This is a genomic window from Bacillus cereus group sp. MYBK15-3, from assembly GCF_051916765.1.
Classification (GTDB): domain Bacteria; phylum Bacillota; class Bacilli; order Bacillales; family Bacillaceae_G; genus Bacillus_A; species Bacillus_A cereus.
This window is the reverse complement of the sequence record NZ_JBQAHG010000007.1, coordinates 176884-198727: the sequence shown is the minus strand read 5'-3', so window position 1 is coordinate 198727 and position 21844 is coordinate 176884. Positions and strand designations below refer to the sequence as shown.

Genomic DNA, 21844 nt, shown 5'->3' with positions numbered 1-21844 from the left:
AAAACAGCTCCTTTTATGCTAAAGGAGCTGTTTCTGTTATATGTTGAAGTTGATATAAATTGTAATAAAATCCTCTTTTTCGCATTAACTCTTCATGAGAACCAGTCTCTTTAATCTCACCGTCTTCAATGTAAATAATCGTATCAACATGTGTAATCGTCGCTAATCGATGTGCAATTATAATCGTTGTCCGGTCAGCAGCTAACGTCTGAAGCGCCTCTTGAATATACCTTTCATTTTCTAAATCTAATGCTGAAGTTGCTTCATCTAATATAAGTACCGACGGATTCTTTAGAAACACTCGTGCAATTGCCACGCGTTGTCTTTGCCCGCCTGATAGCTTCACACCACGTTCTCCAACGACAGTATTATAACCATCTGGTAAGTCTATAATAAAATCATGAATTTGCGCAGCTTTGGCAGCTGCAATCACTTCTTTCTCTGTAGCTTTCGGATTTCCATATAAAATATTAGCTCCAATTGTATCGCTAAACAATAAATTATCCTGCAGTACAATTCCAATATGACTACGCAAATTTCTCATATTGTACTTTCTTACATCTATGCCATCTACATAAACCGCGCCTTCAGAAACATCATAGAAACGCGGGATTAAACTAGCAAGAGATGACTTTCCTCCCCCACTCGCTCCTACAAGCGCTACTTTCTCTCCAGGCTGCATAGTTAATGACAAGTTGTGTAATATCTCTTTTTCATCTGCATTATAACGAAAAGAAACATTTTCAAATACAATTTCTCCATTTAATTTTTTCGTTTGTACCGCATTTGGTACATTAACAATATCGTATTTTTCATCTAACAGTTCAAACACACGGTCCATCGATGCAAAAGATTGTGTTAATGTTGTAGATGAATTAACAAGGCGGCGAAGCGGACTATATAAACTATCCATATATCCAACAAAAGCTACCATCGTTCCTAGCGTTAACTGCCCTTGAATTACTTCATATGCTGCAAAACCAATCACAAGTAACGGACCTAAATCGGTTAACGTATTTACTGCCGAAAATGTTCTTGCCGTCCAACTTGTATGGGTTAATGCTTTCGTTAAAAATTCATTATTTCTTTTTTCAAACTGCTTCCCCTCATACTCTTCTAACGCAAAGCTACGTGTCACTTGCATTCCTTGAATACGTTCATGCAAATACCCTTGCATCGTCGCTAACGCTTGTGAACGCTCTTTCGTCAATTTCCGAAGACGTCCGAAAAAATATTTCACTGCAATTACATAAATAGGTAAAATCAATAACGCAACAAATGTTAATTTTATATTCATAGAAAACATAACAATGATAGCAATAGCAATTGTTGCAGTATCTAACCAGACGTTCATCAAACCAGTAATTACAAAATCCTTCGTTTGTTCTACATCATGGATGACACGCGAAATAATCTCCCCTGTTTTTGTATTGGAGTAATAACGTAAACTTAACTTTTGTAAGTGACCGAAAATATGCTTCCGCAAATCATACAGTATTGTATTTGCGATACGTTGGGCGAAATATTGACGATAATATTCAATCGGTGGTCTTAATACCGCAAAAATAAAAAAAGCAATTCCAATCGCTGTTATTAATTGAGATGTTTTATCTTGAAGTGAGCCCGCGCCTTGAATTACATCATCGATAATATACTTTAATAACCACGGCATAATAAGTGGGATACCGAACTTAACTAGTCCAATAATAATTGTAATAGCAATAAGCCATCGATATGGTTTAACAAATTGTAAATATCTTTTTATGCCTTGCACATAATCCCCCCTCTAATAGGACAAACCTGCCGGGAAGCCCCCTGCAGGTTTGTTTTAATTTCTGTACATTAAATATCGTTCATACCACATATCTACGAAGTCTGGTGCAAATGGACCTTTTCTTTGATGAATCCACTGTGTTAAATGTGCTACATTTCGTTTTAAAATTGTATCAATAACAGGTGGATACTGCATAATTTGACTATGTTTTTCATACTCATCTTCATCTAGAAGCGTATATGTCATATCTGGATATACTTTAATATCTAAATCATAATCAATATACTTTAATGCTTCAGGATCATACGCAAAAGGTGAGCTTAAATTACAATAATAATATACGCCATCTTCCCTAAGCATCCCAATCACATTAAACCAATAGTTGGCATGAAAATAACAAATTGCTGGTTCACGAGTAATCCATGTTCGGCCATCCGATTCTGTAACTACTGTACGATCATTCGCTCCGATTACAAGACTCTGTGTCCCTTTTAAAATTGTTGTTTCTTCCCACATTCTATGAATGGAGCCATTATGTTTATAACTATGTATTTGTACTTTTTCTCCTTCTTTGGGAAATCCCATATATGCTCCCTTCTTTCAACTGCAAATGCCCTTTGAACGGCATTCACTTTTTTTCTATTATAACTTTTTTGTCGAAATTTTAAAACTAAAGGGATAAGACTCTATTTTTCAAACTGAATATGCAGGAGGTTTATCGTTGAATACTATGCCCCAACTCTTCTTAAGAGATAGGGATTGTACTGCATTATTTATAAGCGAGGACATGTAATAGAAAAAGCCCTTCTCTATTTCCATACAAAGAAGGACTTTTCACCTGAAGATAACAATATATCTTACCCTAAATTTGAAATCATTTTTTCAGTTGCAAAAGATTGAATTACACTATTCGTTTGTTCTTCAAATTTCTCATGTAACATCTTCAACGCTACTTCTGTTCTATATATTTCCTGACGGATAAAATGCAGTTCTTTTTTATCGCACGTATCTTTTTCATTCATTTCGATTTGTTGATACTTCTCTAGATGTGCTTGTAACTTTAACAACTCATCCATCGTTTCTAATTGCTCCCCTACCAACTTATCAAAATCGTTCATTACTTACCCCCTTTTGGACTTATTCATCAGTTATTATTCCTAATTACATAATTCTAATTGTTAACTTCCTTCTCCTTTGACTACATTTGTTGACTTATTAGAAGTTATGTCGTTCGCTTTCTTTTCATTACAACGATCCACGCAAAAAGAAAACACTTCTCCCGAATTAGAGAAGTGTTTTTCTTTCATTACTGATTTGAGCTAGAAGATTGTGATTGTTTTGCAGCTGACTTAGCATTTTGTTTTTTCACAGAATGCACGTCTGTTTCAGTTGCAAATTCTGTACCATAACTAGCGTTTGCACTTTGTGCACCAGAAGCTTGTGCTTTCTTTGCTTCTGATTGTGCGTTTGCTTGTTTTACAGCTTGTACATCTGTTTCAGTTGAAAACTCTGTACCATAACTAGCATTTGTACTTTGAATGCTAGCACCAGAAGTTGCTTTGTTATAACCTTGTTGTTTTTTACTCATCTTTCTCACCTCCACAATCAATAATGTAACCAATTCACTTAGAAGCTATCCGTAATTTTCTTTTTTAAAATTTCCGCATATAACTTTTGTTACTCATTCAAACTATAGAAAATGGAGGTGTAAATATGTATATAGGACGCGATATGACTGAACTAACGATGATTTCAAAAAATGAATGGAAAGAAGATGAATTAGCTTATTTTCATCACTCACTACAACAGGTTCTGCCTTATTTAAATGTAGAAGGGCAAAGTATTTACAAAGAAATTGTAGTAGAAATCGAATCAAGAGGCGGCTTACAAGAAGGTGAAGCTAGTTGGACTCATGGGACAAAAATTTCTTACGATTAAAAAAGTGTTCCCTAGATTGGGAACACTTTTTTATTTATTGCATTGTAATTTTCTCCACACAATTTTCATAAATAGTACGGTGTGATTTTGAGAAAGGTAATTGCTCAAATACCTCTTTTGATACAAATTTTAATGTATCTGTATCAACAATATTACCTGTTACTTTTCCGTAAAATACAAATATATCCCAAGTACGATGTGTAAACGTATGTTGTACATTCATTGCGTATTCATCAATAGAAACCTCGAGCTCAAATTTTTCTTTCATATAATCTATAAGCTGTTCCTTCTGATTTCGAATACTTTCTCCAAGTTCCACATTCGGAAACTCCCACATGTTAGCTAACAAACCTGTACTTGGACGTTTATTAATAACGTAACGACCGTCTTCAGTTTGAAGTACACCTGCAACAATAGGTACCATTTTAGGAGCTTTCGCTTTACTTTTTACTGGTAATTCTTTTTGAACACCTTCAGCATATCCTCTGCAATGTTCACGTACAGGACAAAGTAAGCATGCTGGATTTTTCGGAATACAAATTAGTGCACCTAATTCCATCAATCCCTGATTAAAATAAGATGGGTTTTCTACTGAAATAATTTCACGCACAATCTCTTCAAAAACTTTTCGAGTCTTTGGTTTTGCAATATCATCCCATACTGATAAAATACGAGATAATACACGCATAACATTTCCATCAACTGCCGGCTCTGGTATACCATATGCGATACTTAAAATAGCACCTTTTGTATATGGTCCGACTCCTTTTAACTTTTCAATTTTCTTTACATCACTTGGTACAACTCCGCCGTATACTTCTTTTACCTCTTTTACTGCCGCATGTAAATTACGTGCTCTAGAATAATATCCTAAACCTTCCCATGCTTTTAATACTTCTTCATCATCTGCATTCGCTAACGCTTCAAGTGTAGGAAACTTCCCCATAAAATTTGCGTAATATGGTTTTACAGCTTCTACTCTTGTTTGCTGTAACATAATTTCAGAAACCCAAACGCGGTATGGATCTTTATTCTTTCTCCATGGTAAGTCGCGCTGTTCTTCTTCAAACCAACCAATTAAATCATTTTGAAACTGCTCTATATTAAAATTGTTTAGTATTTCAAGTGTCAAACTTGATCCCCCTCATTTTTTTGCATATAAGTACTATTATAAAGATTTTAGGAAAAAATTTAAGTAAGATGATACAGGAAATAGAAGGCAAAGGACTTGAGGTATCGAATAAAAAGAGTTACATTAATAAAAAACGGAGGTGGATTTCTATGGACACAGCCACTCACCTTGTTATGGGTATCACTTTAGGTAGCTTAGCAACATTAGATCCAGCCATAGCACAAAGTGATATTGGCCCCCAAGCTGTTATGCTTGCTACAATTGCTGGTTCCAACATTCCTGACATTGACACAGTTTTAAAATTGCGTAATAACGCTAAATATATAAGAAATCATCGTGGGATTACTCATTCTATTCCTGCGGTAATTCTTTGGTCATTCCTTATAAGTGGCATCTCTTTCGCCTTCTTTTCAGACGCTCCATATCTTCATCTACTGCTTTGGTCATTTATTGCTGTCTTCCTTCACGTCTTTGTAGATATTTTCAATGCCTATGGTACACAAGCATTACGGCCTTTCACAAAAAAATGGGTCGCACTCGGCGTGATTAATACATTCGATACCGTAATTTTCTTTATCCATATACTTGCAATTGCTTGCATGCTCGTCGGTTCTCATAAGGGATATACAGCTTTAGCGGCATATATATTAATGATTGTTTACTATATCGGACGGATTATGATGCACAGAAATATAAGAAGCGTTGTACACAAACGTTTCAAAAATGTCGAAAAGATTATCATTTCTCCTTCTTACCGATTTTACCATTACCATTTAGCAATCGTTACGGCTGATTATTACTACGTTGCGAGATGGCACCGTGGTAACATCATGATATATGATAAGTTCGATCGGGTACCGTTCCCAGACAATAATATTATGCGAGCAGCTAAACAAGATGAAAACATCTCGGCCTTTCTATCTTTCTCTCCTGTATATCGCTGGGATATTTTTGATCATGACCATTATTATGAAGTACGATTCATTGATTTACGATATCGAAGTAAAGATTATTATCCATTTGTTGCAATCGTTCAGCTCGACCACAATTTAAATATTATTAGTTCCTATACAGGATGGATCTTTAGTGAAGAAAAGCTTCGAAAAAAACTGGAATTACTTCCACATTAAAAAAAGCGACTTAAGTCGCTTTTTTTAATGTTTCAAATGATCTTCTTGATTAATTAAATGACTATACTTCGGATTATTTGTACGCATTTCATGAAGGCGTACACCATGATTATTAATCCATGATCGTACCACTTGTTCTGTCATTTCATCGCCTTGATAACGACCTGATTTTGCATAAGTTGTTTGAAAATCTTCCCATAGTAACTCAACCCACGCACGAGCTTGTGCGTAAGAAAGCTTGTCATTCTTGTCTAATAATTCTTTCGTTAATGTTTCATAAATATCATTCATATTATAATCTCCTTTTACCTATTTATCCCTTCATTTCTAAAGGATAGTTTCTTCAATTTTGCACATTCTATAATTGATACTTCTTAAAGAGGTATCAACCGATAATGAGGAGGGCGTTCGTAATGGGTAAACAAGCCGAATTTTGGTCTGAGTCAAAAAACAACAGCAAAATCGACGGTCAACCGAAAGCGAAATCACGCTTCGCTTCGAAACGACCTAACGGCACAATTAACACGCACCCACAAGAACGTATGCGTGCTGCAAATCAGCAGGAAGAGTAATACAAATTAAATTAACTTCCTACACGAGGTGATAAAGATGAGCTACCGTGATCGCTTAGATAGTCGTTCTGAATTATTTAACCATACGTGGACTCGTCCAAAACATGCGAAAGCGCAAGTTAACGGACAGACGCAACAAACCCAGTCTCTCATTATATTGGCAAATGAATGTAAAAAACGCCAATTTTAGAATCTCCTATCTCCTTTAACGCCTACCAAAGATGAAAACCAGAGAGATATATGCTCTCTGGTTTTTATTTTTCTTGCAATAAGGAAATTGGTATGCCAATCTCTTCATTATCATTTTGCTTATATCCCCAAGCAAATACCCCATTGAAATACGTAATTTTAAATAATACACCAGGTTCTTCTACTAATTCATATGTTTCACCAATACGGAATTTGTTTATATCCGTCATATAAGCACGAGCCATTGCCATTTTTCTCATTAATACATCAAATTCATTGACAATCCCAAGCTGCTCAGCTTTTACTGCTTGCTCCTTCAAAGCGCCAATTTCTTCCCTTAGCTCATGCGGTGTCATTTCACTGTAGCGTTTTGGCATATTCATCTTATTCTCCTCATTCCTCTTCGCGTTTCATTTGCAAAAATATCTCGATTTCATCAATAGAGAATCCTTTTCGATATAACGCTTGTTTCATCTTGTTTTCAAATGTCCATCCATCATGCTTCTTATATTTCTCATAATATTTATTCCCATGATAGTGTAACGCTTCTTGTTGCTTTTCGTCATCTTTTTCGTCTTTCAATTCTTCCAAACAAATTTGAATTACTTCTCTAGAATATCCTTTTCGAACAAGCATCTCATCTAACTTTAGTTTCATTTGTAAAAAAGAATGTTTTTGATAAGATTTTTTCTTCTTCTCTATGAGAAACAAGGCATTCTCAATTTGCTTTTCCTTCGGATATTCTTGTAAACTATGTGTAATAATTAAATCCTGAACACCTTTATTTAATAACTCTCTTTTAATAACAGTTGGACCTTTTCGATTCACATTACTTTGCGTTCGCGTATATAAAACAGCATACTCTTTATCATTAATATATCGGTCATGTAATAATTTCGAAACGACTTCAGAGATGATGGCCTGTCCCACTTCTTTTTTTCGTAAAAAATCTTCTATTTCTTGTTTTGTTCTCATTTGATAGGATAAATAGGAGATTGCTTGTAAATATGCTTTTTGCACTTCTTCATTGTACAAAATATTTCCTAACTCGATTTCATCAATTTCTAAGCCTTTTTGTAATCCATGTTTTATTAAGATTACTTGATCCACACTAAATCCGTACTCTTCGCCTTGACCTTTATCAATATAAATATTAAATCGTTCTTTCGATCGTTTTTGTACTTCTATTTTTGTAATGACAGCCATACTCTCACCTCTCTATTATTTTAACATAGTCGAGGAACATTTTTTCTTTTCAAGAATATATATAATGAGGAGGAAATACTTGTGAAAATCGCAATTTCTGGTGGTACAGGCTTTATCGGTAAATCCCTTTCTACTTTTTTTATTCAAAAAGGATATACTGTTTACATTCTCACACGAAAAAAAACTACTGAAACTTCCGATCCTAACCTTCAGTATGTTCAATGGACACCAGATTTACAAACCTTCCCCCTCTCTTCTATTGATGTAGTTATTAATCTAGCCGGAGAGTCTATTAATAGTAGATGGACAAAGCAACAAAAGAAAGCCATTTTAAACAGTAGAATTCAAACAACAAAAGGACTCATTAAACAATTGCAGGGACTCCATACAAAGCCACACACATTTATTAACGCAAGTGCTATTGGATACTATGGAACGTCTGAAATAGAGTCTTTTACAGAACAGCATGAGACTCCTGGAAATGACTTTTTAGCAAATACAGTATATTCATGGGAACAAGAAGCATCTAAAGCACGTTCTCTCGGAATACGAACAATCTACGCAAGATTTGGAGTTGTATTAGGTGCAAATGAAGGAGCTCTTCCAAAAATGCTACTTCCCTATCAATTCTATATCGGCGGCACCATTGGTTCTGGGAAGCAATGGTTATCATGGATTCATATAGACGATGTCGTTCGTATGATGGATTTCATTATACACAAAAAAGAAATTGATGGTCCTCTTAATATGACAGCACCAACACCTATAAGAATGAAGGAATTTGGAGAAACCATTGCAACTATAATGAAAAAGCCTCATTGGTTGCCTGTACCTTCTTTTATCATTCAAACTTTATTAGGTGAAATGAGCATACTTGTACTAGAAGGGCAACGTGTATTACCCATTAAAGCAATTGAACATGGATACCAATACACATTTCCAGAAATAGACCATGCATTACAAAATATACTTTCGCATACAATGTAGTACTTCTAAAACACAATTTTACATGGGCTCTTTCAAAACTTTCATTTTCTAGGATCCGAAGCATTACCATACAAATAACCTTTCAGTTACTTTCCCTTAACTTCCATTAGCATTATAAAGTAACAGAAATGAGGTACCTATGAAAATATTGCTCAAACAAGCCATTGTATACCCTATTACATCTCAAAAGTTTCAAGGAGATGTACTCGTTACAGGAGAGCGAATTACCGAGGTCAAACCTTTTATTCCACCTACTCAAGATATGACCGTTATAGATGCACGAGCACTCCATCTCTTACCTGGCTTTATTGATGTCCATACTCACCTTGGTCTCTATGATGAAGGTACTGGTTGGGCTGGAAATGATGCCAATGAAACATCTGAAGTTTCAACACCACATATTCGTTCTTTAGATGGAATCCATCCTTTCGATATTGCCTTTCAAGACGCTGTACAAAACGGAATTACAACCGTTCACGTTATGCCTGGCAGTCAAAATATTATCGGGGGTACTACTTGTGTAATAAAAACAGCTGGAACTTGTATTGATCATATGATTATTCAAGAACCTGCTGGTTTAAAGATTGCCTTTGGAGAAAATCCTAAAAAAGTCCATAGTAATGGAACAAAAGAATCCATTACACGTATGGGGATTATGGGGTTACTTCGGGAATCATTCTATGAAGCACAACACTACGGGCACGAAGCTGATTTTCGAATGCTTCCTATTTTAAAAGCACTACGTCGTGAAATACCCGTACGTATCCACGCTCACCGAGCAGATGATATTAGTTCTGCTCTACGCTTTGCAACAGAATTCAATCTCGATTTACGCATTGAACATTGCACAGAAGGACACTTTATTGTTGAAGAACTTTCAAAACACAATTTGAAGGTTTCAGTTGGTCCCACTCTGACACGCCGTTCTAAAATCGAACTAAAAAATAAAACATGGGATACTTACCATATATTATCAAAAAATGGTGTGGAAGTTTCTATCACAACAGATCATCCTTATACACCCATTCAATATTTAAATGTTTGCGCTGCTGTTGCAGTAAGAGAAGGGTTAGACGAGAAAACAGCACTAGAAGGAATCACCATATTCCCAGCACGAAATTTGCGTTTAGAGGATAGAATTGGAAGCATCGAGGTTGGAAAAGACGCCGATCTCGTGCTATGGACTCATCATCCTTTCCATTATTTAGCCAAGCCTGTACTAACTATGATTGATGGAAAAATAATTTACAAAAAAAATAAAAAAAACTAGTTTATTTTTTTGACTAGATAAAGTATTATACGATTATAAACTGAATGAAACCATAATCAATTTGTGTCGTGATTATCATTTTCAAATTGATGAATGGGGAAGGCAAATGGTGCGCCACCAGCGTTAGAAACTGGTTCTAGTGGGTTCGATTCCCACCCCGAAATTTTTTAAAGATTGATATAAAAATTTCGAGGGTGGGGTGTTTTTTCGTCATGCTACCCTCGTGTGAGGAGGAGTTAGTATGTTGAAAAAACGCGACTTACACGACAGCCACGTTCTATACGAGTTAATGGTGGATCCAGCTGTCTTCCCTTTTGTGCGTCAAAAGGCTTATTCTTATGAAGAATATTTATTCTTAACGAAACAAACGATTGAAGCTGAAGAGCGTGGTGAATTAATTTCACGCACAATTTTAGATGAATGGGGTAACCCTATCGGAACAATTACTTTATTTGATGTGCAAGAAAAAGCTGGATTTCTCGGGACATGGCTTGGCAAACCATATCATGGAAAAGGCTATAACAAATTGGCAAAAGATTCATTTTTTAGTGAACTTTTCTATGAATTAGATATTGAAACAATTTTCATGCGTATTCGTAAAATAAATATTCGTTCTATTAAAGCTGCAGAAAAACTGCAATATGTGAATCTAGCAAACGAAACAAGAAAAGCCGTATATGATGAAATTAACGCAAACGAAGAAGTGTATAACTTATATGAAATTCCAAAAGATCAATACACACTTGCTACAATGCGAGATACAACCTTCCAAGATGCTCATCAATTAAAAGAAGCGTAATCTAAATTTTCTGAAATGATAATCAATCGTTAACATTTTCCATATGCGTATATCCCCTCATGTCTTTGGAAACGATAAATAGTAACTTTAAGACACGAGGTGATTTGTAATGGATAAAAAGAAACGTGATAAAGCAAAAAACACATTATCTAGTACACAAGAAGTTCTCTATCAACGCGAATTTCAAAAAGCAGATCGTGCAGCAGGATATCGCTCGAAAAGCATTTAAAGTGAAAATGAATAATTAGAAGTTTCCCCCCTAATTATTCATTTTCATTACATAATTTTCTCGACTGATAGAAGTAAGCAAAAAAGCCCCTTATACATAAGGGACTTTTTTGCTGTGGACAACTTTATCCACAAAACCGATGAAATTGTTAGTAATTTTCAAAAACATTTAATATTTTTCTATATTAAAGCATATATCAGCTGTTTTAATTGTGGATATTTTTCTAAAAATTGTGGACAATGTGGATATAGTTGTTAATATTCCGACTTTACTGTTTAATGAAAGCGCAATCCTTTTGTGGATAACTCACTAAATTTTCTTTAAAAATAATAAAGAACCCTCTTTACATATACAAAGAGGGTTTCATATTAAGTAAAAGATTGTGCAAGAGCAGGTGATTTAATAGGTATATGACGCGGTTCTGCATGATTTTCCGCCAAAATTGCATCTACAATATGGCCAGCTGGCTCTGGAAGATAGATGCTTTTCATTGCTTCTTTCATTTGAAGAAGCTTCACATCATCTTGTAATAATGCCTCTGTTTTTGCAAAAACCTCACTATCATCGCGAATGACAACTGCTGCTCCCTTTCTTTCAAAGTACATCGCATTTTCATTTTCTTGTCCTGGAACAGGCTTATATAAAATGACAGGTACTTGCAACGCTGCTGCTTCACTTAATGTTATTCCGCCTGGCTTTGTAATCATACAAGAAGTAACACGGAATAATTCATCAATATTTTCAACATACCCAAACACTTTTAATGCATCGGAATTTTGCTTCTGTAAACTTAATAAATCCTGTTTTAAAGCTTCATTTTTCCCACAAACGACAACTACTTGTAAATTAGGCACTGACATAAATGATTGGCATAGTTCTTTTACATTTCCTAATACCCCATGAGCACCTGCTACAATTAGTAAAATCTTTTTATTCTTACATAACTGATATTTATTATATATGATTTCTGGATTTACCTTTAACTCAAAACTACTCCGAATTGGAATTCCTGTTTCAACAATTTGTTCCGCAGGTACACCGATATCAACCATCAATTCTTTCACATGATCCGTTGCAACAAAATAACGATCTACTTCTCGATGAATCCATATTTTGTGCACGCAAAAATCCGTTAATACGTTATAGACAGGAATTGAAATACCTGTTTGTTTCTTTAATTCTGGTACAGCGATAATTGGAAATGTATTAATTACAATATCTGGTTTCTCCACCTGTAAAAGTGTTTTCAAACGTTTCCTTCCAAAGTTCGCATACCAAGATGCTATTTTCTTATCATAAATTTTTTCTACCCCGTAATAAAACAAACGATATAATTCTTTTCCTATTGTATAACTTTTTAAATATAGATATTTTGTAATGTCAGTTATAAATGGATGTGATTCTCCAAACAAGTCGCATACAATAACATCTTCAATTCCTTTTTGGCGAAATGTTTGTTCTAATGTTTTTGCTACTTGCACATGACCATTACCGTAATGTGCAGTTAATATTAAAACCTTGGGGTTTTTTATCAAACAAATCCACTCCTAGCTTTTTGTTTCTCCATATTGCATATACGACAATAGGAAAAACATTTTCCTTAAAAATTACATAAACAGATTTTAATAATTCCCTTTCAGCTATGTACCTGTCGTGGATATGCAAAGCATATAAGATTGACCCCTTAATCCTATCTGTGCTCATATCTTTACATTATACTTTCCTATAAGAGCTTTCGCAATAACTTACAAATGTTCTCTATTCCATGATACTCACTCTTTTACTTCTTAATTCTTTTTACTATTTTGATTTCCCTTTACAATTATGTAAATTTCTCCATTTATTCCGTACAAAATTATGGATATTCTATTTTCAGTATACTCTTTTATCAATATATACTCTAGATTTTATTGTAAAGAAAGCAAAAAGCCTAATCCAATATTTGGATTAGACCGCTTGTAAAATATATTTAGCATGTTCTACATTTTTCTCAGTAGGTGGTTCTACATTTGCGAGTGGATACTTGTGTCCAAGCGCCTCCCATTTATATACACCAAGCTTATGATATGGTAACACTTCAACTTTTTGAACATTAGACAGACTTTGAATAAAGCTAGATAGTTTTTGTAGATCCTCTTCATTATCCGTAACACCAGGAACTAATACGTGTCGTACCCAAATCGGTTTATTCTTATCCGATAAATAACGAGCAAATTGTAAAATATGTTCATTTGGTTTCCCTGTTAATTTACGATGCTTTTTGGAATCGATATGTTTCAGATCCAATAAAACTAAATCTGTATAATCCATTAAAATATCTAGCTTATTTTGGAATTCTGGTTCCTCAGAATAACAACCACCAGAAGAGTCGATTGTTGTATGGATACCAGCCTCTTTACACTTTTTAAACAACTCAATTAAAAAGTCTAGCTGTAATAATGGCTCTCCACCGCTAACTGTTATACCGCCTCCGGAAGCTTCAATAAATGGAAGGTAACATGTCACATCCTGCATCACTTCTTCAACTGTTATTTCTTTACCTTTACCGATTTCCCACGTATCAGCATTATGACAATATTGACAACGTAATAAACACCCTTGTGTAAATATGACATAACGAATCCCTGGGCCATCAACAGTACCACAAGACTCTACAGAATGTATTCTTCCTTTTACCATGTTACTTCCTCCTTTATTGAAACAGCCTCCCTTCGCTATATATTAAGAGCGAAGGGACACTTTTTTCATTTACATGCTTTCATGCATTGTACGGTTAATTACATCAATTTGTTGTTCACGAGTTAATTTAATAAAGTTTACAGCGTAACCAGATACGCGAATTGTTAATTGTGGATATTTCTCAGGATGTTCCATTGCATCCATTAATGTTTCACGGTTAAATACGTTAATATTTAAGTGGTGGCCTTCTTTTACTGCATAGCCATCAAGCATTGATACTAAGTTACGTACTTGTACATCATCTTCTTTACCAAGTGCTTTCGGAATAATAGAGAATGTATTAGAAATACCATCTTGTGCATCTTCATATGGTAATTTAGCCACAGATAATAATGAAGCTAATGCACCTTTTGTATCACGTCCATGCATTGGGTTCGCACCTGGTGCAAATGGTTCTCCAGTACGGCGGCCATCTGGAGTATTACCAGTTTTCTTACCGTATACAACGTTAGATGTGATTGTTAAGATTGACATTGTATGAACAGAATTTCTGTATGTTTTATGTTTACGAAGTTTATTCATAAATGTTTTTACAAGATTTACAGCAATCTCATCTACACGATCATCATTGTTACCGTATTTAGGGAAATCTCCTTCAATCTCGAAGTCAACTGCAATACCATTTTCATCACGAATTGGTTTTACTTTTGCGTATTTAATTGCACTTAATGAATCTGCTACTACAGATAGACCAGCAATACCTGTTGCCATTGTACGAAGAACGTTTGTATCATGAAGTGCCATTTCAATACGTTCATAGCTATATTTATCATGCATGTAATGGATAACATTTAATGTGTTTAAATATAGACCCGCCAACCATTCCATTGTCATATCAAACTTATGCATAACTTCTTCATAATTTAATACTTCAGAAGTAATTGGTGCGTACTCAGGACCAACTTGTGCTTTAGATTTTTCATCTTTACCACCGTTAATCGCATATAATAATGCTTTCGCTAAGTTTGCACGAGCTCCGAAGAACTGCATTTGTTTACCGATTCTCATTGCAGATACGCAACATGCAATACCGTAATCATCGCCGTATTCAGGGCGCATAATGTCATCATTTTCATATTGAATTGCTGATGTTTTAATAGACATTTTCGCACAGTAGTTTTTAAAGTTCTCTGGTAATTGTTTAGACCAAAGAACAGTTAAGTTTGGTTCTGGAGCTGGTCCTAAATTATCTAATGTATGCAAGAAACGGAATGAGTTCTTTGTTACTAATGGACGACCATCTAATGCCATACCACCGATAGATTCAGTTACCCAAGTTGGGTCACCAGAGAATAATTCATTATAATCAGGTGTTCTTGCGAATTTCACAAGACGTAATTTCATAATGAAGTGATCTACAATTTCTTGTACTTCTTCTTCTGTTAAAGTACCATTTGCTAAATCTCTTTCAATGTAAATATCTAAGAATGTAGAAGTACGCCCAAGACTCATTGCAGCCCCGTTTTGCTCTTTAATCGCTGCAAGGTATGCGAAGTATAACCATTGGAATGCTTCTTGCGTGTTTGTTGCTGGCTTAGAAATATCGAAGCCATGAGAAGCGGCCATTTCTTTTAACTCTTGAAGTGCACGCATTTGCTCAGATAACTCTTCGCGTAAACGCATTGTATCTTCGCTCATTACACCGCCAGTTAAATTTAAATCAGCTTTTTTCGCTTCAATTAAATGATCAATACCATATAACGCTACTCGGCGATAGTCACCGATAATACGTCCACGTCCGTATGCATCTGGAAGACCCGTAATAACACCTGATTTACGTGCATTTCTCATTTCTGGTGTGTATGCATCAAATACACCTTGGTTATGAGTTTTTCTCCAATCTCTAAAAATACGACTAAGTTCTTTATCCATTTCGTATCCATAAGATTCACAAGCTTGTTCTGCCATACGAATACCACCATATGGTTGTAAAGAACGTTTAAATGGTTTATCAGTTTGGAAACCGACTACTTTTTCAATATCTTTATTTAAGTATCCAGGGGCATGTGATGTAATAGAAGAAACAATTTTTGTATCCATATCAAGAACGCCACCGTTTTCACGTTCTTTCGTTGTTAAATCCATTACTTGATCCCAAAGTTGTTTCGTTGCTTCAGTTGCTTCTGCTAAGAAAGATTCGTCTCCTTCGAAAACGTTTACATTATTTAAAATGAAATCGCGAACATCAATCTCTGCTTTCCATTTTTCACCTTTAAAGTTTTCCCATGCGTTTTTAACATTTTCTAATACTTGAGTCATCCTAATCTCCTCCATTTTTGATTAGTACAGGACTAAGATTTTTTATATAACAGCTTACACACTTAGAATACTACTTTTTTACGAAAGTGAACGAAATAGTTGTGACATGTTTGTGAAATATTGAGCAAACTACTATATATATAGTGTTAACTTCATTTAAAAGTCTTTAAAATTAACCCTTTCCTTAATTGTATTTTTTTGGTATCCTTATATACGAGTCCTATTTTGTAATATAAGAACAATACCCATTGTAGAGCTGTAATACTCTTATCTCCTAATCTGTTATAGTTTTTATAACAGAACAAAAAAGTGTACACATGTTGTACACTTTTTTTGTTACTTCTATAAAACATCTCTTTTTCTATTGCCATCATAGAATCCGCCACGATTGTCTGTTAATGAAATTATTTGCTCTAGCCCCTCTATATGATCACCTATAATTCGAAGTACAGCTGGAGGGTGACCTATTTTTGCGAAATGTTCACTGGGACGAATACGGTTCATCTTATCAACCTCAACACGATATACACATGCAATTTCAAATCCAGACAGAAGAGCCTTCACTTGTGCTACACAAGGTGACAATAAAGATTTATACCCAATTGCTTTCAAACACTTTTGGCTAAATGCATTAGGTACCGCAATAAGTGAGCCTACCCCTAAATCCTTTCTATCACAAGCTAAATTTAGTGCATACTTAAATGCAGTTACAAGATGAAGCGGTACTCTTAAATCTAAATAATGATTTAAATCATTTAATGCGACGTCCTTTCCATCTGCTATAGCTTTTGCAAAAGGATATAGCTCACTCGCTGGAATAACAAAATCGCCGTCTATAAATAACACAATTTCTCCTTTTGCAAAATACGTTCCAAGTGAGCGCCCCACATCATTTCCGAGTGCTTCTTTATATACAATTGTCGTTGCCCCTTTGTCTTTTGCAATTTTTTTCGTTTTATCTGACGAACCATTTACGACAACGATAATTTCGAAGGGTTCAATTTTGCGAAGCTCTTCTATAACGTTTCCGATTGTTTTCTCTTCATCTTGTACGGGAATAACAACAGATAGTTGCTTTCCTTTATACAAATTAGATGTGACGCTCCATCCTTGATAAAACTCTTCAAAACTTAAAGTATGATAGCCACTATCCCTTTTCCTATTTCCATCATAATATCCTCCGCGCTCATCACTGCTTAATATCCGTGCCGCTACTGCTTCTATATGATCACCTATCATTCTTTTTTCAGATTGGGAAAGATTTGTTCCATATGCAGCATGTTGGAATGGACGAAATTTATTTGGCGTAATAACGTCAATGGCGCAATGACGACTAATTCTCCATTTACTTTGAAGTAGGCGTAAATGAGCCACAATAGGATTAACAAAACATTCATATCCGATGCTTTGAACGACTTCTTTCGTCAGCGCATGAGGTACATCTAATAAAGAATTAATTTTTAATTCTTCACGCTCTAACATTGCATTTAATATTTGGCGCCATACTGTAATAGAAGTAGGTTTTTGCCTTTTTAAAAATAATGCATCCAAATTATTTAAAACTACATCTGCCTGATCGTATAAAATCGGATTAAGGAATAATTTTAATTTTGAAGTTTGAATAGCAAAATCACCATCTATAAATAGTAATACATCACCTATCGCATGTTTTGCGCCGACTGCACGTCCAACATCGTTCCCTAGTAGCTCTGTATGTTTGATTACTTTACACCCTAAACGATCTGCAACATCTTCTGTTCCATCATTACAACCGTTTGCTACTACAATAATTTCTACTGGATTTAATGGTCTTACCGATTGAATAACGTCTGAAATCGTATCGACCTCATTACATGCAGGAATAATAACAGATAATGACTTAGCCATTGTTTTGTTCACGAAACCACTTAATTGTTTCCTTCAATCCGTTTTCCCACGTTACTTTCGCCTGAAATTGAACAAGCTTTTTTAATTTTGTTACATCTGGTCTTCTATTTGGAATTTCTTCAAAACCATGAGGATATACTTCTTCAAAAGGCACTTGTACAATCTTCGAAGAAGAATTCGTTAATTTTTTAATTACTTCTGCTACTTCTTTTATACTCTGTTCATTCTCAGAACCTATATTAATAATCTCACCATTTACCTTCTCATCCATTGCCCGAATTGTTGCTTCTACCGCATCACTCACATACGTAAAACAACGTGTCTGCTTTCCATCTCCATATACGAGAATGTCTTCGCCTTGCAAAGCCGCACTAATAAATCGCGGGATTACCCCTGCATACGGACCATCTTTCGCTCTTGGACCATAAATATTAAAATATCGAACAATCGTTACCGGTAAACCTTCTAATGCGTATCCTAAACATAATGTCTCTTCCAACGTTTTACAAACTGCATAACTCCAACGAATTTTAGAAGTTGCCCCGTATAATCGATCTCCCTCTTCAGAGAAAGGCGGCTTGGCCTTACCATATACTTCTGAAGTAGAAGCAAAAACTACTTTCTTCTTTCCTTTTAACGCTGCTTGTAAAATATTTCTCGTCCCATCAAAATTCGTTTCTATGAGCTCTATACTTTTTTCCATTGTTGTTTTCACACCTAAAATTGCTGCTAAATGAAACACGACATCATGCTGATCTACTAATTCATAAATAGAATTTTTATCTAAAACACTTATTGGAATAACACGGATTTTTTTCATTAACTCTTCATGGTACTTATTTTTACCTTTATAAAAGTTATCCACAACAGTGACCTCATAACCTCTTCTCATCAACTCTTCAGCTAAATGCGACCCGATAAATCCGGCCCCACCTGTAATTAAACATTTCTTACTCATTTACTCACCTTCTTTACAATCCCGCGTGTATCTATTACTCGGTCCATTCCTTTAAAAAGCTTCCAATCAATATTAGAATGATCCGTTAAAATTAAAATACAATCCGCTTTTTTAACTTTTTCTTTATCTAAAGAAACAGATTGATACACCTTATCTCCAATTTCCGCGAAAGAAATATAAGGATCATGATATTCTATCTCGTATCCTTGATTTCTTAATAATTGAATAATCGGTAACGCTGGTGATTCTCTCAAATCATTTACATCTTTTTTATACGCAATCCCTACAATTAACACCGTTGCAGGTGATTGCACCACACTTTTTACTTTCCGGACCATTTTCTCTGGCATTTCTTCATTAATTATATGTGCTGCCTCAATTAATTGACTAATTGCCCCATTCTTTTTTATTCTCCATTGAAAATATAAAGGGTCTACTGGAATACAGTGTCCCCCTATCCCTGGCCCTGGCCAATATGGAGTAAACCCAAATGGTTTTGTAGATGCCGCTTCAATGGCCTCATAAAAATCAATGCCTAAACTTTCACATAGTGTGTTTAGTTCATTTACTAAAGAAATGTTAACTAAGCGCTGAATATTTTCAAATAGCTTACACATCTCTGCTACTTTCGGAGAGCTAACAGGTACAACTTCGTCAAAAATGGTACTATATAAATCCTGTACCTTTTGTCTACACTTTTCTGTTTGTCCACTAATAACTTTTGGAATAGCTTGAACTGAATATTGACTATTTGCTGGATCAATTCTCTCAGGCGAATATCCGATATAGAAATCTTCCCCTACCTTGTTACTATTTTGAGAAATAATAGGTAGGATGACTTCTTCAAGTGTGCCTGGATATGTGGAGCTTTCAAAAATGAAGGTTTGTCCTTTTTGAAGGTTTTGTTGTATATAATGCGAAGCTGAAATGAGGGCACTTAAGTCTGGTTCTCTTTGTTCATTAATTGGAGTCGGGACAGTGACAATAACATAATCACTACTTTGAAAATCAGCAATGCCTTGATCCGGTGTGTTTACTGTTAATTTTTTTTTCGTCAATAAACTTTGTAACTCTTTAGAAGAAACATCTGGAATATAACTTTCTCCTTTTATAATTGAGTCTATTTTTCTAATATCTTTATCTAATCCAAGTACTGTATGCCCTCTTTCTGCAAAATGTACCGCTAAAGGAAGGCCAACATACCCTAACCCAATAATAGCTACTTTACTACTATTCATTTGTATTCTCTTCTTCCCTTCTCAATTGTTGAATGATATCTCTATCTCTATCTCCATCAGTAAAGCCACCACGTTCGTCCGTACGTTGTAATAAATACGTAACCGCCTCAAGTTGATCACCGAAAATACGATCAAACGCTGAAATACGCCCATTTACAAATTCGTGTTGCTCTGGACGTACTTGATTTGTTTTTATAACATCTACTAACTCTACTGTTGTAATAGAGAATCCTTCTAAAATAGCTTTCACTTGTGCTAATGGCGGAATGATAAGGGAGTTATATCCTATTTTCTCTATTACCTTCTTATGAATGGCATGTGGTACAGCAGTTAGTGAGTTATTCCATAAATCTGGTCTTTTCGCTACCAAATTCAAAAAGTATTTTCCCATACTAATTGGATCCGCTGGATGAAACATATCTAATAAGCATTGTAAATCATTTAACACCACGTCATTTCCATCTTCAACAGCATGTAAAAATGGAGTGAGTTTTTTTGCTGGAATAACAAAATCACCATCAACGAATAAACAAATATCTGCCGTAGCATGCATGGCCCCTATTGCTCGTGCTACATTATGTCCAAGCGCCTTCGTAAATTCAACTACAATAACATTCTCTAGCTTTGCCTGTTTAACAGTCTCAACATCTGCTCCATTCGCGACAACTATAATTTCATCTACACCTGCTTCTTTCACTTCTTGTATAACAGACCTTATAGTTATTTTTTCTTCTGATACCGGGATAATGGCACTATATTTCGCTTTTTTCTTTTGTAATAAAACTGGTTTATACTTTCCTACAAACGCTCTATCTCTATTGTCCTCTGAAAAACCACCGCGATTACCGTATGTTTCGATTACGTATTGTAAAGCACGCAAATGATCACCCATAATACGACTAGTCGCTTTCGGATAAGGCGAGCCAGGTGATGTGCCCGTATGGACAGGACGAACTTTATTTGTGTAAATGACATCAACTGAAGCCATATCAGAAATATCTACTCCTCTAGACATCGCCATCGCTTGAAATAATGCTGGATCTGCTAAATTCCACCACCCCAGTTTTTCAATCACTTTACGACTTATCGCATGTGGTATTGCAATTAAAGATCCTACAACAAACTCCTTCTTGTTCAAATAACGATTTAACATATATTTTCCAACCGTCGTATAATGCGGTCTCATCTTCAAATAAACGGACCATGTTAAATTATTTAAAACAATCTCATGTCCTTGCTGTATTCCTTTAATAAAATTGTATAATTCTTCACTTTTCATGACGATATCACCATCTAAAAATAAAACAATTTCACCTTTTGCTTCTCTAGCACCAATTGCCCGTCCCACATCATTACCAAGGGAATATCTATAATAAATTACACGGCAATTATGCTGTAGCGCTATTTCTTTCGTACCATCTGTCGATCCATTATCTACTATGATAATTTCATATGGTTCGAGCTTTCTTACTTCTACTAAAACTTTTGATAAAGTACTTGCTTCATTATGCACTGGAATAACAACTGACACTCTCAT

The 21844-nt window shown here is 35.1% G+C and carries 24 protein-coding genes; 8 read left to right on the top strand and 16 right to left on the bottom strand.

The genetic code is table 11. The features are described from left to right. Window positions 1-13 precede the first annotated feature (13 nt). The 4 genes from ACTFR8_RS25620 to ACTFR8_RS25605 all read right to left on the bottom strand — a co-directional run bounded on the left by ACTFR8_RS25620 (window position 14) and on the right by ACTFR8_RS25605 (window position 3362). Window positions 14-1774: an ABC transporter ATP-binding protein gene (locus ACTFR8_RS25620; protein WP_001161601.1), complete on the bottom strand. Its 1761-nt coding sequence runs from the start codon at window positions 1772-1774 to the stop codon at window positions 14-16. 54 nt (window positions 1775-1828) lie between these two features. Then, window positions 1829-2359: a nucleoside tri-diphosphate phosphatase gene (ntdP, locus tag ACTFR8_RS25615; RefSeq protein ID WP_000506624.1), complete on the bottom strand. Its 531-nt coding sequence runs from the start codon at window positions 2357-2359 to the stop codon at window positions 1829-1831. A gap of 272 nt (window positions 2360-2631) precedes the next feature. Further along, window positions 2632-2892, bottom strand: a complete 261-nt coding sequence (locus tag ACTFR8_RS25610) for a YgaB family protein (protein ID WP_000997575.1) — start codon at window positions 2890-2892, stop codon at window positions 2632-2634. 188 nt (window positions 2893-3080) lie between these two features. Beyond that, the gene (locus ACTFR8_RS25605) at window positions 3081-3362 is read right to left on the bottom strand and encodes a gamma-type small acid-soluble spore protein (RefSeq protein ID WP_000039046.1); all 282 of its coding nucleotides are present in this window, start codon (window positions 3360-3362) and stop codon (window positions 3081-3083) included. 125 nt (window positions 3363-3487) lie between these two features. Here ACTFR8_RS25605 and ACTFR8_RS25600 point away from each other — a divergent pair, with 125 nt between their 5' ends. Beyond that, complete coding sequence (locus ACTFR8_RS25600; protein ID WP_000275436.1) at window positions 3488-3712, top strand: hypothetical protein; 225 nt, start codon at window positions 3488-3490, stop codon at window positions 3710-3712. A gap of 34 nt (window positions 3713-3746) precedes the next feature. Here the strand turns inward: ACTFR8_RS25600 and mutY are convergent, their stop codons facing one another. Then, on the bottom strand, window positions 3747-4844 hold the full coding sequence (gene mutY / locus ACTFR8_RS25595) for an A/G-specific adenine glycosylase (RefSeq protein WP_000171395.1): 1098 nt from the start codon (window positions 4842-4844) through the stop codon (window positions 3747-3749). Between the two features lie 149 nt (window positions 4845-4993). Here mutY and ACTFR8_RS25590 point away from each other — a divergent pair, with 149 nt between their 5' ends. Continuing rightward, a complete protein-coding gene (locus tag ACTFR8_RS25590) occupies window positions 4994-5974 on the top strand; it encodes a metal-dependent hydrolase (protein WP_000379106.1) in 981 nt (326 codons plus the stop codon). A 24-nt stretch (window positions 5975-5998) separates the two neighbouring features. Here ACTFR8_RS25590 and ACTFR8_RS25585 read toward each other — a convergent pair whose 3' ends face one another. After that, window positions 5999-6265: a YfhJ family protein gene (locus ACTFR8_RS25585; protein WP_000998166.1), complete on the bottom strand. Its 267-nt coding sequence runs from the start codon at window positions 6263-6265 to the stop codon at window positions 5999-6001. A gap of 122 nt (window positions 6266-6387) precedes the next feature. Between ACTFR8_RS25585 and ACTFR8_RS25580 the strand changes: the two genes are divergently transcribed. Continuing rightward, a complete protein-coding gene (locus tag ACTFR8_RS25580) occupies window positions 6388-6546 on the top strand; it encodes a small, acid-soluble spore protein K (protein WP_000517891.1) in 159 nt (52 codons plus the stop codon). A gap of 37 nt (window positions 6547-6583) precedes the next feature. Beyond that, window positions 6584-6736: a YpzG family protein gene (locus tag ACTFR8_RS25575; RefSeq protein ID WP_000122093.1), complete on the top strand. Its 153-nt coding sequence runs from the start codon at window positions 6584-6586 to the stop codon at window positions 6734-6736. Between the two features lie 64 nt (window positions 6737-6800). Here the strand turns inward: ACTFR8_RS25575 and ACTFR8_RS25570 are convergent, their stop codons facing one another. Both ACTFR8_RS25570 and recX read right to left on the bottom strand, forming a co-directional pair. Beyond that, window positions 6801-7118, bottom strand: a complete 318-nt coding sequence (locus ACTFR8_RS25570; protein WP_001057024.1) for a YfhH family protein — start codon at window positions 7116-7118, stop codon at window positions 6801-6803. Window positions 7119-7128: 10 nt separating this feature from the next. Then, window positions 7129-7941, bottom strand: coding sequence for a recombination regulator RecX (gene recX, locus ACTFR8_RS25565; RefSeq protein WP_000268502.1), 813 nt, complete (start codon window positions 7939-7941; stop codon window positions 7129-7131). Window positions 7942-8022: 81 nt separating this feature from the next. On the opposite strand from recX, the gene ACTFR8_RS25560 reads away from it, so the two are divergent. The 4 genes from ACTFR8_RS25560 (at window position 8023) to ACTFR8_RS25545 (ending at window position 11226) form a co-directional block, all read left to right on the top strand. Beyond that, window positions 8023-8928: a TIGR01777 family oxidoreductase gene (locus ACTFR8_RS25560; RefSeq protein WP_000684380.1), complete on the top strand. Its 906-nt coding sequence runs from the start codon at window positions 8023-8025 to the stop codon at window positions 8926-8928. 139 nt (window positions 8929-9067) lie between these two features. After that, window positions 9068-10198: an amidohydrolase gene (locus tag ACTFR8_RS25555; RefSeq protein WP_000698314.1), complete on the top strand. Its 1131-nt coding sequence runs from the start codon at window positions 9068-9070 to the stop codon at window positions 10196-10198. A gap of 241 nt (window positions 10199-10439) precedes the next feature. Next, on the top strand, window positions 10440-10997 hold the full coding sequence (locus ACTFR8_RS25550; protein ID WP_000914737.1) for a GNAT family N-acetyltransferase: 558 nt from the start codon (window positions 10440-10442) through the stop codon (window positions 10995-10997). A 109-nt stretch (window positions 10998-11106) separates the two neighbouring features. Continuing rightward, entirely contained in the window at window positions 11107-11226 is a 120-nt protein-coding gene (locus tag ACTFR8_RS25545) for a YfhE family protein (RefSeq protein ID WP_000358482.1), read from the top strand. 368 nt (window positions 11227-11594) lie between these two features. Here the strand turns inward: ACTFR8_RS25545 and ACTFR8_RS25540 are convergent, their stop codons facing one another. From ACTFR8_RS25540 to ACTFR8_RS25505, 8 genes are all read right to left on the bottom strand, one after another. Next, entirely contained in the window at window positions 11595-12761 is a 1167-nt protein-coding gene (locus ACTFR8_RS25540) for a diglucosyl diacylglycerol synthase (protein ID WP_000594688.1), read from the bottom strand. A gap of 412 nt (window positions 12762-13173) precedes the next feature. Next, the gene (gene pflA / locus ACTFR8_RS25535; protein WP_000238467.1) at window positions 13174-13905 is read right to left on the bottom strand and encodes a pyruvate formate-lyase-activating protein; all 732 of its coding nucleotides are present in this window, start codon (window positions 13903-13905) and stop codon (window positions 13174-13176) included. Window positions 13906-13974: 69 nt separating this feature from the next. Continuing rightward, on the bottom strand, window positions 13975-16224 hold the full coding sequence (gene pflB, locus ACTFR8_RS25530; RefSeq protein ID WP_000195464.1) for a formate C-acetyltransferase: 2250 nt from the start codon (window positions 16222-16224) through the stop codon (window positions 13975-13977). A gap of 152 nt (window positions 16225-16376) precedes the next feature. Continuing rightward, a complete protein-coding gene (locus ACTFR8_RS25525) occupies window positions 16377-16598 on the bottom strand; it encodes a hypothetical protein (protein ID WP_002094217.1) in 222 nt (73 codons plus the stop codon). Next, complete coding sequence (locus ACTFR8_RS25520) at window positions 16567-18111, bottom strand: glycosyltransferase family 2 protein (protein ID WP_252210022.1); 1545 nt, start codon at window positions 18109-18111, stop codon at window positions 16567-16569. Before ACTFR8_RS25520 ends, ACTFR8_RS25525 begins: the two co-directional genes overlap by 32 nt. Then, window positions 18104-19069, bottom strand: a complete 966-nt coding sequence (locus ACTFR8_RS25515) for an NAD-dependent epimerase/dehydratase family protein (RefSeq protein ID WP_000037016.1) — start codon at window positions 19067-19069, stop codon at window positions 18104-18106. The genes ACTFR8_RS25520 and ACTFR8_RS25515 overlap by 8 nt, the downstream gene beginning before the upstream one ends. Then, on the bottom strand, window positions 19066-20307 hold the full coding sequence (locus ACTFR8_RS25510; RefSeq protein ID WP_047385561.1) for a nucleotide sugar dehydrogenase: 1242 nt from the start codon (window positions 20305-20307) through the stop codon (window positions 19066-19068). Before ACTFR8_RS25510 ends, ACTFR8_RS25515 begins: the two co-directional genes overlap by 4 nt. Next, window positions 20300-21844, bottom strand: coding sequence for a glycosyltransferase family 2 protein (locus tag ACTFR8_RS25505; RefSeq protein WP_047385559.1), 1545 nt, complete (start codon window positions 21842-21844; stop codon window positions 20300-20302). The genes ACTFR8_RS25510 and ACTFR8_RS25505 overlap by 8 nt, the downstream gene beginning before the upstream one ends.

Coding starts and splice junctions, on each gene's coding strand:
- ACTFR8_RS25525 (WP_002094217.1), bottom strand. CDS start 16,598: ATGATGGCAATAGAAAAAGAGATGTTTTATAGAAGTAACAAAAAAAGT.
- ACTFR8_RS25510 (WP_047385561.1), bottom strand. CDS start 20,307: ATGAATAGTAGTAAAGTAGCTATTATTGGGTTAGGGTATGTTGGCCTT.
- ACTFR8_RS25555 (WP_000698314.1), top strand. CDS start 9,068: ATGAAAATATTGCTCAAACAAGCCATTGTATACCCTATTACATCTCAA.
- ACTFR8_RS25605 (WP_000039046.1), bottom strand. CDS start 3,362: ATGAGTAAAAAACAACAAGGTTATAACAAAGCAACTTCTGGTGCTAGC.
- ACTFR8_RS25610 (WP_000997575.1), bottom strand. CDS start 2,892: ATGAACGATTTTGATAAGTTGGTAGGGGAGCAATTAGAAACGATGGAT.
- recX (WP_000268502.1), bottom strand. CDS start 7,941: ATGGCTGTCATTACAAAAATAGAAGTACAAAAACGATCGAAAGAACGA.
- ACTFR8_RS25515 (WP_000037016.1), bottom strand. CDS start 19,069: ATGAGTAAGAAATGTTTAATTACAGGTGGGGCCGGATTTATCGGGTCG.
- pflB (WP_000195464.1), bottom strand. CDS start 16,224: ATGACTCAAGTATTAGAAAATGTTAAAAACGCATGGGAAAACTTTAAA.
- ACTFR8_RS25505 (WP_047385559.1), bottom strand. CDS start 21,844: ATGAGAGTGTCAGTTGTTATTCCAGTGCATAATGAAGCAAGTACTTTA.
- ACTFR8_RS25520 (WP_252210022.1), bottom strand. CDS start 18,111: ATGGCTAAGTCATTATCTGTTATTATTCCTGCATGTAATGAGGTCGAT.
- ACTFR8_RS25590 (WP_000379106.1), top strand. CDS start 4,994: ATGGACACAGCCACTCACCTTGTTATGGGTATCACTTTAGGTAGCTTA.
- ACTFR8_RS25545 (WP_000358482.1), top strand. CDS start 11,107: ATGGATAAAAAGAAACGTGATAAAGCAAAAAACACATTATCTAGTACA.
- ACTFR8_RS25585 (WP_000998166.1), bottom strand. CDS start 6,265: ATGAATGATATTTATGAAACATTAACGAAAGAATTATTAGACAAGAAT.
- ACTFR8_RS25600 (WP_000275436.1), top strand. CDS start 3,488: ATGTATATAGGACGCGATATGACTGAACTAACGATGATTTCAAAAAAT.
- pflA (WP_000238467.1), bottom strand. CDS start 13,905: ATGGTAAAAGGAAGAATACATTCTGTAGAGTCTTGTGGTACTGTTGAT.
- ACTFR8_RS25570 (WP_001057024.1), bottom strand. CDS start 7,118: ATGAATATGCCAAAACGCTACAGTGAAATGACACCGCATGAGCTAAGG.
- ACTFR8_RS25575 (WP_000122093.1), top strand. CDS start 6,584: ATGAGCTACCGTGATCGCTTAGATAGTCGTTCTGAATTATTTAACCAT.
- ACTFR8_RS25580 (WP_000517891.1), top strand. CDS start 6,388: ATGGGTAAACAAGCCGAATTTTGGTCTGAGTCAAAAAACAACAGCAAA.
- ACTFR8_RS25550 (WP_000914737.1), top strand. CDS start 10,440: ATGTTGAAAAAACGCGACTTACACGACAGCCACGTTCTATACGAGTTA.
- ntdP (WP_000506624.1), bottom strand. CDS start 2,359: ATGGGATTTCCCAAAGAAGGAGAAAAAGTACAAATACATAGTTATAAA.